Annotated in this window: 3 protein-coding genes; all 3 read right to left on the bottom strand. The window is 46.3% G+C overall.

Annotated elements, in window-relative coordinates; all coding sequences use genetic code 11:
- Positions 1-50: 50 nt before the first annotated feature.
- A complete protein-coding gene (locus LC574_RS31435) occupies positions 51-383 on the bottom strand; it encodes a hypothetical protein (RefSeq protein WP_229457490.1) in 333 nt (110 codons plus the stop codon).
- Between the two features lie 57 nt (positions 384-440).
- The gene (locus tag LC574_RS31430; RefSeq protein ID WP_229457489.1) at positions 441-2,240 is read right to left on the bottom strand and encodes an ABC transporter ATP-binding protein; all 1,800 of its coding nucleotides are present in this window, start codon (positions 2,238-2,240) and stop codon (positions 441-443) included.
- Positions 2,241-2,552: 312 nt separating this feature from the next.
- The gene (locus LC574_RS31425; protein ID WP_229457488.1) at positions 2,553-3,422 is read right to left on the bottom strand and encodes an alpha/beta fold hydrolase; all 870 of its coding nucleotides are present in this window, start codon (positions 3,420-3,422) and stop codon (positions 2,553-2,555) included.
- Positions 3,423-3,561 lie beyond the last annotated feature (139 nt).

The following is a 3,561-nucleotide window of genomic DNA, read 5'->3' as shown; positions in this document are numbered from 1 at the left end:
TGTACAAATTGTCTATTATGTGCATAAGGATATTTGGTTGTCTCAGAGTATTATCGATTTTGACCGGGTAATGATGGCTTTACGAATGCGATCGCTACGGACTTGTATTCTGAACCAACGGACTTGTATTCTGAAGCAACGGACTTGTATTCTGAACCAACGAACTTGTGTTCTGAACCAACGGACTTGTGTTCTGAACCAACGAACTTGTGTTCTGAACCAACGGACTTGTATTCTGAACCAACGAACTTGTGTTCTGAACCAACGGACTTGTATTCTGAACCAACGGACTTGTATTCTGAACCAACGAACTTGTATTCTGAACCAACGGACTTGTATTCTGAACCAACGGACTTGTATTCTGAACCAATCATTATGCACATAATAGCCAATTTGTATAGTGCGTAAGTCCTATACTCATTCAAATGTTCAAATATATTTTACTTTTCGTTTTGAATAACCGTTGTGTCTGCTGCACCCAGTTGTAGAGCATACAAGTTAGCATAGACACCTTGCTGATTGATGAGTTCGGCGTGAGTACCCTGCTCTACAATTTCTCCCTGCTGAATTACTAATACCTTATCTGCCTGGGTAACTGTACTGAGGCGGTGGGCAATTACGAAGCTGGTACGACCTTGCAACAAGCGAGCGATCGCAGTTTGTACTAGCGCTTCTGTACGCGTGTCAATGCTGCTGGTTGCTTCATCAAGAATCAGAATTTGGGGATTAATCAACACCGCACGAGCAATACTGATTAGTTGTCGCTGTCCTTGACTTAGGGGTGCGCCCCGTTCACCCAATTGAGTTGTATAACCCTGTGGTAGTGAAGTAATGAACTCATGCACATTTGCTAGTTGTGCAGCCGCTTCGATATCAGCTTGAGTGGCGTAAGGAGCGCCAAAAGCTATATTTTCGGCTACAGTGCCGCTAAACAAAATATTGTCTTGTAGAACGATGCCAATTTGTCGCCGCAGACTTGCTTGAGTAACGCTACGCACATCAATATCATCAATTTTCACTGCACCGCCAGATACATCGTAGAAGCGCAAAATCAAGTTAATAATTGTACTTTTTCCCGAACCGGTCGGCCCTACTAATGCAATCATCTGCCCTGGATAGGCGTGCAAATTCACCCCTTTGAGAACCAATTGATCTGGGTTGTAGCCAAACTTGACATGATCAAATGTGACTTCACCCTGAATAGGCGGCATTTCTGTGGCATCGGGTGCGTCTTTGAGTTGTGACGGTTCATCTAGCAATAGAAAGATTCGCTCTAATCCGGCGAAGGCAGATTGAGCTTGGGTGTAAAACTGGCTGAGAATTTGGATTGGGCGGAAAAACTGCTGGACGTAAAGTAAAAAAGATGTCACCACACCCACTGTTGCAGCTCCCGTTACCGCGAGATAGCCACCATAAGCCAGCACGCCTGCGGTTGCGAGTGTGTTGAGGAAATCAATGGAGGGCAAAAAGGCCGAAGTAATTGCTACAGCCTCGACGTTAGCATCTCTATTGGCAGCGTTAAGAACGTCGAACTCTTCAATATTCATCTGTACACGATTAAATGCCTGTGCTTCTCTGACGCTGCCAATATCTTCTTCTAACTTGGCGGAAAGTTGTCCAATAGTTTGTCGGGTTACGCGAAACCTGGCTCTTGCCCAACGTGCAAACAAGCTGGTGGTAAAAATCATCAGTGGCACAACCAGGTTGCTCAACAAACCGAGTTTTAGGTTGATAGAAAGCATTGCAATGATTATACCTACCAAACTGAAAGTATTACCCAGCATTTGCGCGATCGTCAGTCCAAATGCTTGATTTACAGTATTGACATCATTCAGCAGGCGGCTCATTAAATCGCCTGCTTCGCTGCGATCAAAAAAGCTGAGTGGCAAACTTTGGATTTTAGTGAAAATATCTTGCCTCAGTTGAGCCAGCAATCGCTGCATAATCCAGCCGACTCGAATAATTTGACCCCGGATTGCCAAGACGCCAAGTCCGTAGTTTAGCGCTAGTAGCCCTAATAACAGTAGCAGTCCTTGCAAATTCCCTTGTTTAATTAGGTGATCAATCGACCAACCGAGGAAAAACGGCCCAATTGCCTGGGTTACAGCACCAATAAACACTAATGTCAAGGCAATGGGAATTTCTTTGCGATAAAGTAGCAGGTATTGCAAAAAGCGCCGCAGGGTGGAAATTTGCTGGCTTGCTTGCTCAGATGCAACAATGGGAACTGTGGCTCTCATAAAAATTTTGTATTTTAGATTTTAATGAAGCAGCGCGGTGGGTCTTGGGGGTTTTCGCCATGAGCGATTGCTCTTAGCACAGCGTAAAGCCTTCTCTTCGAGAGGCTTCGCCAACGGCATGGCTTCGCTTAGAGCGAGTTATCGAGCATCACCCGTTCGCGCAGCGTCTTCTTTTGGGAGAAGGGATTAAAATTCTTTATTGTAATTTACGATTTGGTCACTTTTGAAGTTGCTTTTCCAGGACAAAACTTTCTCGGCGTATTACCTATCGATGTGCTGTAAACGATTAACACATTGGTCATCTTGCCATTCCTACTCCTGGGTAAAGAAGTCGAGCAAGGCGATCGCAAAAGCAGCAGGTTGTTCCTCCGTCAGCCAGTGACCTGCTTTTTCAATTACCTGTCCACGAACATTGCTGGCAAGCTGCTGTACAGACGGTAAGCCAAATGCTCCAACTGCCTTCTCACCACCAATTTGCAGGACTGGGAAGGTCAATTTCCCTTTCGACACCAGTTCTTGATTGTGTTCTGAGTCGTCCCACACGGCAGCGAAATAGTTGAATCCAGCCCGTAGTACCCCAGGACGCTGCAACGCCCGCACATAAATCTCAAAATCTTCTGTACTGACCGCATTGGGCTTGTGGCAGTGAATTTGGAAATACCACGACAGCAAATCACGCTCTCGACCAGCAATGAATCGTTCGCAAAGGTCGGGAACCGTGAAGGCGACTAATTGCCAGCCATTGTCCCAACCGCGCTTCGGTGCAATATATTCTTCATAGCCAAAGCCAGGGAAGACAAACTCAGCCAAAACCAGACGGCGTACAGCTTCGGGATGAGTAGCAGCGTAGGCATAGGCAGTTCCTGCACCCTGGTCATAGCCAACGAGGTGAATGCGATCGCAGCCCAACACCTCATGCACCAGTTGGTAAATGTCGCTGGCCATTGTGCGTTTGTCATAACCACTGGCAGGAATGGAGGAACCTCCCATGCCGCGCTGATCTGGAGCGATAACGGTGAAACGTTCAGCGAGAGTTGGCATAATACTCCGCCACATGTGCGAATGTTGAGGAAATCCATGCAGTAACACTAATGGATCGCCTGACCCTGCCTGTAAATATGCCAATGTTAACTCTCCAACCTTTGCCGTATGCTGTTCAATTATGGTACTGACGGAACTCATTGTGTAATCTCCTTGACACTCTCCTGCCTAAAGGCGAGGAGATTCTTAAGACCTTACAGCCTTAATATCCTGTTTGCACAGGTTCCCAAACTCACCACGTTTGCTCATAGAGCGTGGTGATATCTTTTGAGCGTTTTGG

The organism is Nostoc sp. CHAB 5715 (assembly GCF_020829685.1).
Lineage (GTDB): Bacteria > Cyanobacteriota > Cyanobacteriia > Cyanobacteriales > Nostocaceae > Nostoc.
Note: the sequence above shows the minus strand (reverse complement) of the source record. Positions and strands in the feature narration are given on the sequence as shown.